At 66.2% G+C, this 14201-nt stretch carries 11 protein-coding genes and 2 pseudogenes; 10 read left to right on the top strand and 3 right to left on the bottom strand.

The genetic code is table 11. From position 1 onward, the window contains the following. Window positions 1–117 precede the first annotated feature (117 nt). Genes AL755_RS11455 through AL755_RS11445 form a run of 3 tightly spaced genes read left to right on the top strand, consistent with a single transcriptional unit; the run spans window position 118 to window position 2824 of the window. Window positions 118–1095: an ABC transporter ATP-binding protein gene (locus AL755_RS11455; protein WP_054011112.1), complete on the top strand. Its 978-nt coding sequence runs from the start codon at window positions 118–120 to the stop codon at window positions 1093–1095. Further along, window positions 1092–1862 (top strand): ABC transporter permease, encoded by a 771-nt coding sequence (locus AL755_RS11450; RefSeq protein WP_054011111.1) that lies wholly within the window; start codon window positions 1092–1094, stop codon window positions 1860–1862. The genes AL755_RS11455 and AL755_RS11450 overlap by 4 nt, the downstream gene beginning before the upstream one ends. A gap of 5 nt (window positions 1863–1867) precedes the next feature. Then, complete coding sequence (locus AL755_RS11445) at window positions 1868–2824, top strand: COX15/CtaA family protein (RefSeq protein WP_054011110.1); 957 nt, start codon at window positions 1868–1870, stop codon at window positions 2822–2824. 326 nt (window positions 2825–3150) lie between these two features. Here the strand turns inward: AL755_RS11445 and AL755_RS11440 are convergent, their stop codons facing one another. Then, the gene (locus AL755_RS11440) at window positions 3151–4122 is read right to left on the bottom strand and encodes a heme o synthase (RefSeq protein WP_054013018.1); all 972 of its coding nucleotides are present in this window, start codon (window positions 4120–4122) and stop codon (window positions 3151–3153) included. A gap of 364 nt (window positions 4123–4486) precedes the next feature. Here AL755_RS11440 and AL755_RS24615 point away from each other — a divergent pair. The 7 genes and pseudogenes from AL755_RS24615 to pgl all read left to right on the top strand — a co-directional run. Then, window positions 4487–5520, top strand: a pseudogene (locus AL755_RS24615) (transketolase); the annotation flags it as partial. A gap of 84 nt (window positions 5521–5604) precedes the next feature. Further along, entirely contained in the window at window positions 5605–6639 is a 1035-nt protein-coding gene (locus AL755_RS24610; protein WP_445290514.1) for a transketolase-like TK C-terminal-containing protein, read from the top strand. 107 nt (window positions 6640–6746) lie between these two features. Next, a complete protein-coding gene (gene tal, locus AL755_RS11430) occupies window positions 6747–7868 on the top strand; it encodes a transaldolase (protein WP_054011109.1) in 1122 nt (373 codons plus the stop codon). A 4-nt stretch (window positions 7869–7872) separates the two neighbouring features. Continuing rightward, a pseudogene (locus tag AL755_RS11425) lies at window positions 7873–9508 on the top strand (glucose-6-phosphate isomerase). Window positions 9509–9523: 15 nt separating this feature from the next. Next, window positions 9524–11068: a glucose-6-phosphate dehydrogenase gene (gene zwf / locus AL755_RS11420; RefSeq protein ID WP_054011108.1), complete on the top strand. Its 1545-nt coding sequence runs from the start codon at window positions 9524–9526 to the stop codon at window positions 11066–11068. After that, a complete protein-coding gene (locus AL755_RS11415) occupies window positions 11065–12006 on the top strand; it encodes a glucose-6-phosphate dehydrogenase assembly protein OpcA (RefSeq protein ID WP_054013017.1) in 942 nt (313 codons plus the stop codon). Before zwf ends, AL755_RS11415 begins: the two co-directional genes overlap by 4 nt. Then, window positions 12003–12809 (top strand): 6-phosphogluconolactonase, encoded by an 807-nt coding sequence (gene pgl, locus AL755_RS11410; protein WP_054011107.1) that lies wholly within the window; start codon window positions 12003–12005, stop codon window positions 12807–12809. The genes AL755_RS11415 and pgl overlap by 4 nt, the downstream gene beginning before the upstream one ends. A 131-nt stretch (window positions 12810–12940) precedes the next feature. On the opposite strand, the gene secG is transcribed toward pgl, so the two are convergent. Beyond that, window positions 12941–13186: a preprotein translocase subunit SecG gene (gene secG, locus AL755_RS11405; RefSeq protein ID WP_054011106.1), complete on the bottom strand. Its 246-nt coding sequence runs from the start codon at window positions 13184–13186 to the stop codon at window positions 12941–12943. Window positions 13187–13366: 180 nt separating this feature from the next. Further along, window positions 13367–14182 (bottom strand): triose-phosphate isomerase, encoded by an 816-nt coding sequence (tpiA, locus tag AL755_RS11400; RefSeq protein WP_054011105.1) that lies wholly within the window; start codon window positions 14180–14182, stop codon window positions 13367–13369. Window positions 14183–14201 lie beyond the last annotated feature (19 nt).

Below are 14201 nucleotides of genomic sequence, written 5' to 3'. Positions count from 1 at the left end.
CAAGTATGTCGTAATTCGGTGTGACAATCCACTAAGGTGAGCCTACCCACGCACCCGTCACGGGCATGCGGGACGGTGAGCGCCGCGGACACATACTACGTCGCGTAGAATAGGGCCGTGACACAGTCTCCCTCCCCCGCCCTGGACATTGTTGGGCTCATCAAGGATGTCGGCCCCGTCCCGGCACTTGACGGCCGCATGAAAAGGGTCATTTCCAATATTAGTCTCCAAGCCCACTTTGGTGCCGTAACGGCCCTGTTGGGTGCCAATGGAGCCGGTAAAACGACCACCATCGAGTGCGCCCAAGGTCTGCAGAAGCGCACGGGCGGCACCATTTCACTCCTGGGCCAGGACCCCGAAACCGCCGATGCGGCGCTCCGGGCCAGGGTTGGCGTCATGCTGCAGGACGGCGGCCTGCCGCCGTCGGCCCGCCCGGTGGCCCTGTTGCGCCACCTGGCCGGCCTCTACGAGAATCCGCTGGACGTGGACGCGCTGGTCGATCGGCTGGGCATTGGCGAGTTTTCCGCCACCACCATCCGCCGGCTTTCGGGCGGCCAAAAGCAGCGCGTTGCGCTGGCTGCCAGCCTGTTGGGCAACCCCGACGTCGTGTTCCTTGACGAGCCCAGTGCCGGCCTGGATCCGCAGTCCCGCTTGATGGTGTTCGAGCTGATCCGTGAACTGCGCGACGCCGGTAAGGCCATTGTGCTCACCACCCATCTACTCGACGACGCCCAACGCCTGGCCGACTACGTCTACATCGTCAATCACGGCGAATCCGTCACGGAGGGCACGGTTCCGCAGCTGCTGAGCCAGTCCACCGCCGCCCAAACCCAGCGCGTCATGACCTTCGAGGCGGCGCCGGACCTGGATACGGCGTCGCTGCGCCGCGAGGGCCTGGCCTGTGACGAAACGCGGCCCGGCAGCTACCGCCTGGCCGGCTCGCTGGAACCGGCCGACCTTGCCCGCTTTGGCAACTGGTGTGCCGAACGCTCGGTCATGCCGACGTCGGTCCACCTGGCGTCCCAGTCACTCGAGGATGTGTTCCTGGCCGTGTCCCAAGGCGCGTCCGCAGCCCTGGAAACGGAGAACTCATGAGCACGCTCTTCCACGACGCCCCGGCCGGGCGGCCGGCGTCGCTCACCCGGCGCGTCCTGAACCAGGGCAGGTACGAGGCCGGCACCATGCTGCGCAACGGCGAGCAGCTGGTCTTGATGATCGTGATGCCGCTGTTGGGGCTGATCGCCCTTGCCGTCACTCCCATCCTCGACGGACTGGGGCACTCTAGGATCGACGTCGCCACCCCCGGCATCCTGGCGCTGTGCGCGCTCTCGACGGCCTTCACCGGCCAGGGCATCGCCACGGGCTTTGACCGCCGTTACGGTGTGCTGCGCTTCCTGGCCACGACGCCATTGGGCAAGGCCGGGCTGATTGCCGGCAAGGTCATCGCCGTGCTGGCCGCGCTGGCCATCCAGGTCGTGATCATCTCCACCGTTGCGGCGTTCCTTGGCTGGCGGCCCCCCGTGGCCGGCGTGCTCCTGGGCATCCCCCTGCTGATCCTCGGCGCTGCCACGTTCACCGCTCTTGGCCTGCTGATCGCCGGCACCGTGCGACCCGAGGCCACGCTGGCCATCACCAACCTGGGCTGGATCCTATTCGCCGCACTCGGCGGGATCGTGCTGCCGGCGTCGAAGTTCTCCGACACCATGGCCGGGATCGTGAACTGGCTGCCGTCCGGAGCCCTTGGCACCCTGATGCGCGGGGCCCTCCTGGAGAGCCGGATCGATGTTTTTGCAATTGTCATCCTGCTGGCCTGGGCAGTTGCCGGATCAGTGGCCGCAATCAAGTGGTTCAAATGGAACTGAAAGACGTGAATCAAGTGACTCAAAGCAACGCGGTGAAGCGATCCTGGAACGACAGGCTGCCCACCTCCATCACTCCGGCCCTGCGCCGGCTCTCCGTGGCGTCCCTGATCGGCCAGGGCGTGCTGATCGTCTCCGGCGGCGTGGTCCGGCTGACCGGTTCCGGCCTGGGCTGCCCCACCTGGCCCAAGTGCACGGCCGAATCCCTGACCAACACCCCGGCCATGGGCATCCACGGCCTCATTGAGTTCGGCAACCGGACCCTGACCTTCGTGCTGGCAGCAGTGGCCGTCGCCATGCTGGTCATGCTGTGGAACCTGCGCAAGGAACGCAAGGACCTGTTCTGGCTGGCCTTCGCCCTGCTGGCCAGCATCCCCGCCCAGGCCGTCATTGGCGGCATCACGGTGCTGACCCACCTGAACCCGTACGTGGTGAGCCTGCACTTCCTGGTGTCGGCGGCCTTGGTGGTCTTCTCCATGTTGCTGGTGAACCGCACCTACGGCCGCACCGGAGCCACCGCCCCGTCCGACGTCGTGCGCCCCCGCGCCACGATCCGCAAGCTCAGCGTTGTTGCGGCCGTGTGCACGTACCTGGCCGTGGTGATCGGCACCATGGTTACCGGCTCGGGCCCGCACGCCGGCGACGCCAACGCACCCCGCAACGATCTCGACCCGTACCTGATCACACGCCTGCATGTGGTGCCCGTGTACATTCTGGTGGCCGTTTCGGCTCTCCTGGTGGTGCTGCTGTGGCGCCGCGGCAAGGGCGACCTGCTGCGCATCGCCTCACTCCTGCTCTTTTCCGCCGTGCTGTACCAGGGCGCAATCGGCTACTGGCAGTACTTCACCGGCCTGCCCGGCGTACTGGTGGGCTTCCACATGCTCGGCTCCTCGCTGATGCTGGCCGCCGGCACGAACATCGTCGACCTGGCGTTGCGCCGCGGCAAGGACCGTGTCAGCGCCTAGCGCTCAATAGCGAATCCCGGCCCCGCACCTTTTCGATAAGGTGCGGGGCCGTCGTCGTTAAGGCCCTGTTCGAGGGGTGCCGGGTGCGCAGCTAACGCGGTTATCCCACTCGCTAAGGCGCGTTATGTGCGCACCGGGCGCCGGATTGAGCCGCGGAGGCGCTGTGGAGGGCGATCTCTGTGGTGCGCACCCGAGCCCGGCCCGCCGGATGTGCAGCTATGGCGACTCCCGGTCCGTGGGAGTCGCCATAACTGCGCACCCACCCGGAAAGCGAAACGGCACCCGCCCCGGTGGGGCGAGTGCCGTCGTCGTGCTTGGGGAGGGTGTCAGCCCATCAGCGCGGAGCCGACGAACGGGTCCACGGCGAGGGAGAGGAACACCAGGGTCAGGTAGCTGATGGAGGCGTGGAACACCTTCATGGCGTTCTTCTTGGTGACGAGGTCCTTCTTGGCGTTGTTGTACAGGGTGTGGGCCTCGAACAGGAACCAGACGCCCGCGGCCGCCGTGGTCACCGTGTAGACGATGCCGGCGCCACCCAGCGGAATCATGAGCAGCGAGCACGCCACCATGGCCCATGTGTACAGGACAACCTGCACGGCAACGGTGCGTGAACCGGCCACGGCGCCCAGCATGGGGACGTTGGCGGCGTTGTAGTCGTCGCCGTAGCGCATGGACAGCGGCCAGTAGTGCGGCGGGGTCCACAGGAAGATGATCATGAAGAGGATGACGGCCGGCCACTGCACGGAGTTCGTGACGGCGGACCAGGCAATCAGCACGGGCATGCAGCCGGCGGCACCGCCCCAGACAATGTTCTGCGTGGTGCGGCGCTTGAGGATCAGCGAGTAAACCACCACGTAGAGGAAGATCGCGCCAATGCCGAGCACGCCGGTCAGCGGGTTGATGCTCCACAGCAACGCGACGGCCAGCACCGTCAGGATCCAGGAGAAGACGAGCGCTTCGCGCGGGGTGATGACGCCCGTCACGAGGGGGCGGTTGGACGTGCGGTGCATGACCTTGTCGATGTCGCGGTCAATGTAGCAGTTGAACGCGCCCGAGGCTCCCGCGGCCAGGGCGCCGCCCACCATGGTGGCCACGATCAGCCACAGGCCGGGCACGCCGCCCTTGCCGGAGAATCCCTGCGCGTAGAACATGGTGGGGAGCGTGGTGACAAGCAGCAGTTCCACCACACGCGGCTTGGTCAGGGCCAAATACCCTTTGGCTTTGTCGGCAAACCCCACAGGCGCTTGGGGGCTTGTTCCTGCGATCGGTGTATGCGTTGCACTCACGTGTAATGTCACCATGTTCTAATCGTTGGTTCACAGCGTGTTCATTGGTCCACGGCTGCGGTTTGGCGCGGGCGCACGTACGTTTGGAACGGGCGTCGTTCGGAAGCTCTCAAACCTCTAAATATCATACCCGCACGCGGCTGAAAAGGCGTGAAGGGGCGTAAGTCAAGGATTTGCGCCAAGTTACGTCAAAGATGAGCACTTGTCTCCGCGGCCCCGCCTTTATGAATCCAACGCACCACCATGGGTTGGACGTCCCCCGTACCAGTGGCACTAAGCTGAAGGAACTTGAAAGTTTCACCGCCGAAGCGTCCAGCCCACCGGCGCACCGACTCGTTCGCAGCCGGCGCCAGCCGCACGCCAAGGCTTGTTTTGCATGCACCCAACGAGAGGGACTAAGTACGTGTCACATCTGGACTCAGCACCATTTACCTGGACGGCCGACGACAAGCGCGCAGTGGACACTGCCCGCGTATTGGCCGCTGACGCAGTCGAAAAGGTTGGCAACGGCCACCCCGGCACCGCCATGTCCCTGGCCCCCGCGGCCTACCTGCTTTTCCAAAAGGTCATGCGCATTGACCCGAAGAACCCGGACTGGATCGGCCGCGACCGCTTCATCCTCTCCCCCGGACACACCTCGCTGACGCTGTACGTCCAGCTGTTCCTCTCCGGCTACGGCCTGGAGCTGAACGACCTGGAGGCCCTGCGCACTTGGGGTTCACTGACCCCGGCCACCCCGAGTACAAGCACACCAAGGGCGTGGAGATCACCACAGGCCCGCTCGGCCAGGGCCTCGCCTCCGCCGTCGGTTTCGCCTACTCCCAGCGCCGCATGCGCGGGCTCATGGACCCCGACGCCGCCCCCGGCACCAGCCCGTTCGACCACACCGTGTGGGTTATCGCCTCCGACGGCGACCTCCAGGAAGGCGTGACCAGCGAGGCCTCCTCGCTGGCCGGCCACCAGGAACTCGGCAACATGGTGGTCATTTACGACTCCAACCACATCTCCATCGAAGACGACACCAACATCGCCTACTCCGAGGACGTCCTCAAGCGTTACGAGGCCTACGGCTGGCACGTGCAGCGCGTCGACTGGACCAAGACCGGCGAATACGTCGAGGACGTGGCAGAGCTCAACGCCGCACTCGCGACCGCCAAGGCCGAGACCTCCAAGCCGTCCATCATCTTGCTGCGCACCATCATCGGCTACCCGTCGCCGAAGAAGCAGAACACCGGCGCCATCCACGGCTCCGCCCTCGGTGCCGCCGAGGTTGCCGCGCTGAAGACCGATCTCGGCTTCGACCCGGAGAAGAACTTCGAGGTGGACCCCGCCATCCTGGCCCACGCCCGCCAGCTTGAAGAGCGCGGCGCCGCGGCCCACGCAGAGTGGAACACCGGCTTCGAGGCCTGGAAGACCGCCAACCCGGAGAACGCCGCACTGCTCGAGCGCATCGAGAACAAGGAACTCCCGGCCGGCTGGGAAACCAACCTCCCGGTGTTCGAGGCCGGCAAGGACGTCTCCACCCGCGTGGCATCCGGCAAGGTCCTCAACGGCGTTGGCGGCGTGCTGCCCGAGCTGTGGGGCGGTTCCTGCGACCTCGCCGGTTCCAACAACACCACCATCGAGGGTGTCGGCTCGTTCGTGCCGGCCTCCAAGCAGACCGACACCTGGTCAGGCGGCCCCTACGGCCGTGTGTTGCACTTCGGCATCCGCGAGCACGCAGCCGCCTCGATCGTCAACGGCATCCACCTGGGCGGGCCCACCCGGGCCTTCTCCGGCACGTTCTTGATCTTCAGCGACTACCAGCGCCCGGCCATCCGCCTCTCGGCCCTCATGGGCGTCCCGTCCATCTACGTGTGGTCGCACGACTCGATCGGCCTCGGCGAGGACGGCCCCACCCACCAGCCCGTGGAGCAGCTCGCAACCTTGCGCGCCATCCCGGGCCTCGACGTGGTCCGCCCGGGCGACGCCAACGAGGTCTCCGCTTCCTGGAAGAAGATCCTGGAAACGAAGAACAACCCCGCCGGCATCGTGCTGACCCGCCAGAACATCCCCACCTACGCCCGCGCCGAAGGTGCGGCAACGGCCACCGAGTTCGGCTCCGCCGACGGCGTGGCCCAGGGTGGCTACGTGCTGGCCGAAGCCGTCACCGACGGTGCGGTCGTCACGCCCGCCGTGATCCTGATCGCCACCGGCTCCGAGGTGCAGCTGGCCGTCGAGGCCCGCGAGGCACTCCAGGCCGAGGGCATCGCCACCCGCGTGGTCTCCATGCCGTGTGTCGAGTGGTTCCACGCCCAGGACGCCGCATACCGCGAGTCCGTGTTGCCCGCAGCCGTCAAGGCCCGCGTCTCCGTCGAGGCCGGCCTGGCCCTGGGGTGGAAGGAATTTGTTGGCGACGCCGGCCGTTCCATCTCACTGGAGCACTTCGGCGCCTCGGCAGACTACAAGCGCCTGTTCCAGGAGTTTGGCATCACCACCGAGGCCGTCACGGCAGCAGCCAAGGATTCCCTGGCCGCCGCCGGCGCATAGCCCTCCGGCACAGCAGTAAAAATGTTTGTGCGCGGCCGGCCGGCTGTCCGGCCCGCCGCGCACAAACCACGGCACCTGTAGCTCATTCCCAGGAAGAAGTTGAAGACATGACCAACGAAACCCCCACCGCACAGCTTTCCGCCGCCGGAGTATCCATCTGGCTCGACGACCTGTCCCGCACGCGCCTTACCACGGGCAACCTGCAAGAACTCATCGCCGAAAAGAACGTTGTTGGCGTGACCACCAACCCCAGCATCTTCGAGGCCGCCATCACCAAGAGCGACGCCTACAAGGCCGAGCTGGCCGAGCTTTCCGCCAAGGGCATCGCCGCCGAAGAGGCAGTCTTTGAACTGACCACGGCCGACGTCGCCGCCGGTTGCGACGTGTTCGCCGAGATTGCCGCGTCCACCAAGGGCGTCGACGGCCGCGTGTCGATCGAGGTCGACCCCCGCAAGGCCTGGGACACCGAGGGCACCATCGCCGAGGCCAAGCGCCTCTACGCCAAGGTCGACAAGAAGAACGTCTACATCAAGATCCCCGCAACGCTGGAAGGCCTGGAAGCCATCACGGCAACCCTCGGCGCCGGCATCAGCGTCAACGTGACCCTGATCTTCTCGCTGGAGCGCTACCGCGCCGTCATGAACGCCTACATCAGCGGCATCGAGCTGGCCAAGGCCAACGGCCACAACCTGGCCGACATCCACTCCGTGGCATCCTTCTTCGTCTCCCGCGTGGACAGCGAAATCGACAAGCGCCTCGACGCCCTCGGCACGGATGGAGCCAAGGAGCTCAAGGGCAAGGCCGGCCTGGCCAACGCCCGCCTCGCCTACCAGGCCTTCGAGGAGACCTTCGCCTCCGAGCGCTGGGCCCTGCTGGCCGGTGCCGGCGCACTCCCCCAGCGCCCCCTGTGGGCCTCCACGGGCGTGAAGGACCCGGCCTACCCCGACACGCTGTACGTGACGGAACTGGCCGCGGCCAACGTTGTCAACACCATGCCGGAGAAGACGCTCGACGCGACCTTCGACCACGGCGTCGTCACCGGCGACACCATCACGGGCACCTACGAGGAGTCCAACGCACTCTTGAACCGCCTCGAGGGCCTGGGCATCTCCTACAACGACGTTGTGGGCCTGCTGGAGTCCGAAGGCCTCGAGAAATTCGTTGCCAGCTGGAAGGACCTCCTGAACCACGTCCAGGAAGCCCTGGACGCCGCCGGCAAGGAAGCATAAGTCCATGACGTCCCTCGCATTCGCGGCCACGGGTGCCGCACAGGCCGCCGGAGCGGCCCACCTTGAAACGCTCGTGGCCGACGCGGTTGCGTCGCGGATCTTCGCCAAGGACGCGACCCTTTGGGGTCCCGACGCCGAGGCCGAGTCCGCGATCCGTCTGGGTTGGGTGGAGGCACCCGAGGTGTCCTCCGCACTCGTACCCGACATCAACGCACTCCGCGACGAATTGGCCGCCGAGGGCATCACGCACATCGTGCTGTGCGGCATGGGCGGTTCATCCCTGGCCCCCGAGGTCATCACGGCCACGGCCGGGGTTGAACTGACCGTCCTGGACAGCACCGAGCCCGGCCAGGTCCGTGCGGCCGTGGCCGACCGGTTGGCGCAGACCGCCGTGGTGGTCTCCTCCAAGTCCGGCTCCACGCTGGAAACGGATTCGCAGCGGCGCATCTTCGAGCAGGAGTTCACGGCGGCGGGCATCGATGCGAAGTCACGCATCATCATCGTCACCGACCCGGGCTCCCCCTTGGACAAGTCGGCCCGCGAGGCCGGCTACCGCAAGGTCTTCAACGCCGATCCGAATGTGGGCGGCCGCTACTCGGCGCTGACCGCGTTTGGCCTGGTCCCCTCCGGCCTGGCCGGCGTGGACGTGCAGGCGCTGCTGGACTCGGCCGAGGAGGCCGGGGAATTCCTGCGCGAGGACGACGCCGACAACATCGGCCTGCGCCTCGCCGCCGCCCTGGGCGGGACGTCGCCGCTGCGCGACAAGATCGTCATTGTCGATGAGGGATCCGGCATCGTGGGCTTCGCCGACTGGGCCGAACAGCTCATCGCCGAATCCACGGGCAAGCTCGGCACCGGCGTCCTGCCGGTCGTGGCCGGCCCGTCCTCCCCGAGGTCACCGGCGGCGCCTCCGACGTCCTGGTGGTTCGGCTGGTGGCCGGGGACTCCGACGTCGAACTTCGTGAAAACGAAGTCTCGATTGCCGGTGACCTGGGCGCACAGATGATGGTCTGGGAGTTCGCCACGGCCGTGGCCGGACGCCTGCTGGGCATCAACCCGTTCGACCAGCCCGACGTGGAGGCCGCCAAGTCGGCCGCCCGCGGCCTGCTGGACGCCACCCGGCACCCACCCCGGCCATCTTCACCGACGGCTTCGTTGAGGTTCGCACCGCCAACGATGACGCCGGCTGGCTGGCCGGGGCGAGCACCCTCACCGAGGCGCTCACGGCCCTGAACGGCACCCTGCCGGCCAACGGCTACCTGAGCGTCCAGGCATACCTGGACCGTTTGGCCAACCCGTCGCTCGCCGAGGTGCGCGACGAACTGGCCGAAACCACGGGCCGCCCGGTCACCTTTGGGTGGGGCCCGCGGTTCCTGCACTCGACCGGCCAGTTCCACAAGGGCGGCCCCGCCGTGGGAGTATTCCTTCAGGTGACGGGTGCCGCAGCCACGGATTTGGCAATCCCCGACCGCCCGTTTACGTTTGGGGAGCTGATTTCCGCCCAGGCGGCAGGAGACGCACAGGTATTGGCCAACCACGGCCGCCCCGTGCTGCGCCTGCACCTGACGGACGTCGCAGCAGGTGTTGAACAACTAAAGACTGTGGTGGCTGCACTCGCCGGCCGGCACACCGACGCATAAGGCTAGATTTCCCACATGCCCACACATGCCCCAACGCAACACGCCAACCCGCTCCGGGATAGCCGAGACCGTCGGCTGTCCCGGGTGGCGGGCCCGTCGTCGCTGGTGCTCTTTGGAGTCACCGGCGACCTCTCGCGCAAGAAGCTCATGCCAGCCGTGTACGATCTGGCGAACCGTGGCTTGCTGCCGCCCAGTTTTGCGTTGGTGGGTTTTGCCCGCCGCAGCTGGTCGAACGAGGACTTCGCCGCCGAGGTGAAGGCCTCCGTGCAGGCGCACTGCCGCACCCCCTTTGACGAGGCGGTGTGGAACCAGCTCAGCGAAGGCATCCGCTTCGTCCAGGGCGAGTTCGACGACGACGACGCCTTTGAGCGTCTCAAGACGACCCTGGCCGAACTGGATGAGCAGCGGGGCACGCAGGGTAACCATGCGTTCTACCTCTCGATCCCGCCGAAGGCCTTTGAACTGGTCTGCCGCCAGCTGTCCAAGCACGGCCTGGCCCAGGCCGAGGGTGAGAAGTGGCGCCGGGTGGTGATCGAGAAGCCGTTCGGGCACAACCTCGAATCGGCCCGGACGTTGAACAGCATCGTCGAATCGGTGTTCCCGCCCGATGCCGTGTTCCGGATTGACCATTACCTGGGCAAGGAGACGGTCCAGAACATCCTGGCGCTGCGCTTCGCGAACCAGTTCTTTGAACCGCTCTGGAACGCGAACTATGTGGACCATGTGCAGATCACGATGGCCGAGGACATTGGCACCGGTGGTCGGGCCGGTTACTACGACGGTGTGGGCGCGGCCCGTGACGTCATCCAAAACCATCTCCTGCAGTTGTTGGCCCTGACGGCCATGGAGGAGCCCATCTCCTTCAACGCCGAGGACCTGCGTGCGGAGAAGGAAAAAGTCCTCGCCGCCGTGAAGCTGCCGGCGGATTTGTCGACGCATTCGGCGCGCGGCCAGTTTGCCGGCGGCTGGCAGGGCGGTGAGCAGGTCCTCGGTTACCTGCAGGAGGAGGGTATTCCGGCCGATTCGACCACGGAGACCTTTGCCGCGATCCGGCTGGATATCAATACCCGCCGCTGGTCCGGGGTCCCGTTCTACCTGCGGGCCGGTAAGCGGCTGGGGCGGCGCGTCACCGAGATCGCGGTCGTGTTCAAACGGGCACCGAACTTGTTGTTCACGGATCATGCGGAGGATGACTTCGGTCAGAACGCCGTGGTGATCCGGGTCCAGCCCGATGAGGGTGTGACGATCCGTTTTGGGTCCAAGGTGCCGGGCACGCAGATGGAAGTCCGCGATGTCACAATGGACTTCGGCTACGGGCATGCGTTCACCGAATCGAGCCCCGAAGCCTACGAACGCCTCATCCTGGATGTGCTGCTCGGTGAACCGCCGTTGTTCCCGCGCCACCAGGAAGTGGAACTGTCCTGGAAGATCCTGGACCCGTTCGAGGACTTTTGGGCTGCCGAGAACGTGCAGCCCGAAAGTTATGAACCCGGCAGCTGGGGACCGGCGTCGGCCGATGAACTGTTGAAGCGAGACGGAAGGACGTGGCGTCGACCGTGATCGTTGACCTACCCAATACCACCACCTCCAAAATCACCAAGCGCATTGTCAAGATGCGGGAACAGGGCGGCGTCGTCACCCTGGGCCGCGTCCTGACCTTGGTGGTCATCACCAAGAACGGGCTCGAGGAGGAAGCCATCGAGGCGGCCAACCTGGCCAGCCGCGAACACCCCTGCCGCATCATCGTGCTGGCCGCCGGTTCCGCCGACGAGCCCACGCGCCTTGACGCCGAGATCCGGGTGGGCGGTGACGCCGGCGCCTCCGAGGTGATCGTGCTGCGCGGCTTCGGCGAACTGGCCGCGGAGAACGAATCCGTGGTCTCGGCGCTGCTGCTCCCGGACGCACCCATCGTCGCCTGGTGGCCCAACCACGCCCCCGAGTCGCCCAGCACGAGCCCCGTGGGCCGGATTGCGCACCGTCGCATCACGGACTCCTCCAACGAGGAGGATCCCCGCGCGGCGCTTGAACACATGGCCAACACCTATGCCGCCGGCGACACCGACCTGGCCTGGACCCGCCTGACCAACTGGCGGATCCAGCTGGCGGCGGTGCTGGACCAGTTCATCACCAGCGCGCCCATCACCGGCCTGCAGGTGGAAGGCGCCAGCGACTCCCCCAGTACCTTGCTGTTGGCGTCCTGGCTGCACCAGGCCCTCAATGTGCCGATCACCGTCATCGAGGATCCCCGCGGCACAGGTATCCGCCGCGTCATCCTCGAACGGGACAACGGCAACGTCGAGCTGCACCGCCCCGGCACCACCGAGGCAATCCTGACCCAGCCCTGCCAGCCGGTGCAAAGGATCTCCCTGCCGCGCCGCTCCCTCCAGGACTGCCTGGCCGAGGAACTGCGCCGGCTCGACCCGGACGAGGTCTTTGGTGAGGTGCTCACCGAGGGCATGAGGAAACTGTTGGCCGACGAAAAGGTTGTCACGGCATGAGCCGAAACGTTCGCATCACCTTGCACCCCTCCTTCGATGTCCTGGCCGCCACCACGGCGGCCCGGCTCATCACCCGGCTCCTGGATGTCCAGAGCGAACGCGGGGAGGCAACCGTGGTGCTGACCGGCGGCAGCGTGGGCATTGCCACGCTCAAGGCCGTCGCCGAGTCACCGGCCCGGCTCGCCGTGGACTGGTCAAAGGTGAACTTCTGGTTTGGCGACGACAGGTTTGTCGAAACCGCCTCGGCGGACAGGAATGCCGGCCAGGCCGCCGCGGCGCTGCTTGACCACATCGACGTCGACCCCGCCCGGGTGCACCTCATGGCCGCCTCGGACGAGGTCGCCAACCTTGCCGCGGCAACCGCCGACTACACGTCCCAGCTTGCCGAGGCCGCGCGCCTTGAGTGGGAGAACGACGACGACGCCGACTCGCCGCAGGTGCCCACGGTGCCGCGTTTCGACGTGCTGCTGCTGGGCCTCGGCCCGGACGCGCACATCGCCTCGTTGTTCCCGGACCTGGCCGGCATCCGCACCCAGGGCGTGCCGGTCGTGGCCGTGAACAATTCGCCCAAGCCCCCGCCGTTGCGCGTCTCGCTGACCCTGGAGGCCATCAACTCGGCCCAGGAGATCTGGATCGTTGCGGCAGGCGCCGACAAGGCGGCGGCCGTGTGCCTCGGCCTGGCCGGAGCAAACCCCGTGCAGGTTCCGGCGTCGGGAGCGCACGGCGTTGGCAAGACGCTGTGGTTGATCGACCAGGACGCCGCAGCCAAGGTCCCCGAGCAGCTCATGCGCCGGGACTCCTAAGTCTCGACAAGCTCGACCAACGGTTCGGTGGTCGAGCTTGTCGAGATCCAGGTCTTGACAAGCTCGACCTACACAAAAGGTCCCGTCCGGAACATTCCGGACGGGACCTTTTGTGTAAGTCAGGGGTGCTGTTACGTCGCGTAGGACATGATCAGGCCGAGGCCGATGATGACGACGCCCCAGGTGATGCCCAGGACCACGGTGAAGCGGTTGAGGTTGCGCTCGGCAACGCCCGAGGAACCAAGGCTGGAGCTCATGCCGCCACCGAACATGTCGGACAAGCCACCGCCGCGACCCTTGTGCAGCAGGATCAACAGGGTCAGCAGCAAGCTGGTGACGCCCAGCAAGATCTGCAGGGCAATTCTTAACGCATCCACGAGTGGCCTTTCAGCATGGGACAGAAGGTGTCTATGAAAATTGTGCGGCTATACCGGCGCTGTTAATTCCAACTGCTGTGAAATCCAACTGCTGTGATCCGCACCCCAAGTCTATCCGCCTCCACGCGTACAACGCGAATGGACACGGATCGTGACCCGGGTGCGGATTACATTTGGAGGCTAGTTGGTGACCAGGTGGTTCTCAAAGCGGGCGATGTTGGCGAATTCGCCGGCATCCAGGCTTGCGCCGCCCACCAGGGCGCCGTCGACGTCGCGCTCGGCCATGATGGCCGCGACGTTGTTGGCCTTGACGGAGCCGCCGTACAGCAGGCGGGTCTTGGCGGCGGTCTCGGCGTCGAACAGTTCCGCGAGTTCGGCGCGGATGGCTGCGCACATTTCCTGGGCGTCGGCCGGGCCGGCTACTTCACCAGTGCCGATGGCCCAGACGGGCTCGTAGGCGATGACGAGTTCGGCGGCCTGCTCGGCGCTGAGGCCTTCGACGCCGGCGCGGACCTGGGCGAGCGTGTGCTCCACGTGGGTTCCGGCCTGGCGGATCTCGAGGCCTTCGCCGGCGCACAGTACGGGGGTGATCTCGTTGCGGAATGCGGCCTTGACCTTGGCGTTGAGCAGCTCGTCGCTTTCGCCGTGGATTTCGCGGCGTTCACTGTGGCCCACCAGCACGTAGGTGCAACCGAGCTTGTTCAGGAAGGCGCCGGAGATGTCGCCCGTGTAGGCGCCGGAGTCCTTGTCGGAGAGGTCCTGGCCGCCGTAGCTGAGCTTGAGCTTGTCGCCCTGGACAAGGGTCTGGACGCCGCGGATGTCGGTGAAGGGCGGGAAGACGGATACTTCGACACGGCTGAAGTCGTGGCGGGCGTCCGAAAGCGTCCACGCCAGCTTCTGCAGCAAGGTGATGCCCTGGACGTGGTCCATGTTCATCTTCCAGTTGCCGGCAATTAGCGGTGTGCGGTCAAATTTACCGTTGGTCGAAGTCGTCATCGCTCTCTCGTTTCTTGCA

This window comes from Arthrobacter sp. ERGS1:01 (assembly GCF_001281315.1).
Lineage (GTDB): Bacteria > Actinomycetota > Actinomycetes > Actinomycetales > Micrococcaceae > Specibacter.
This window is presented reverse-complemented; position numbering and strand designations above follow the sequence as displayed.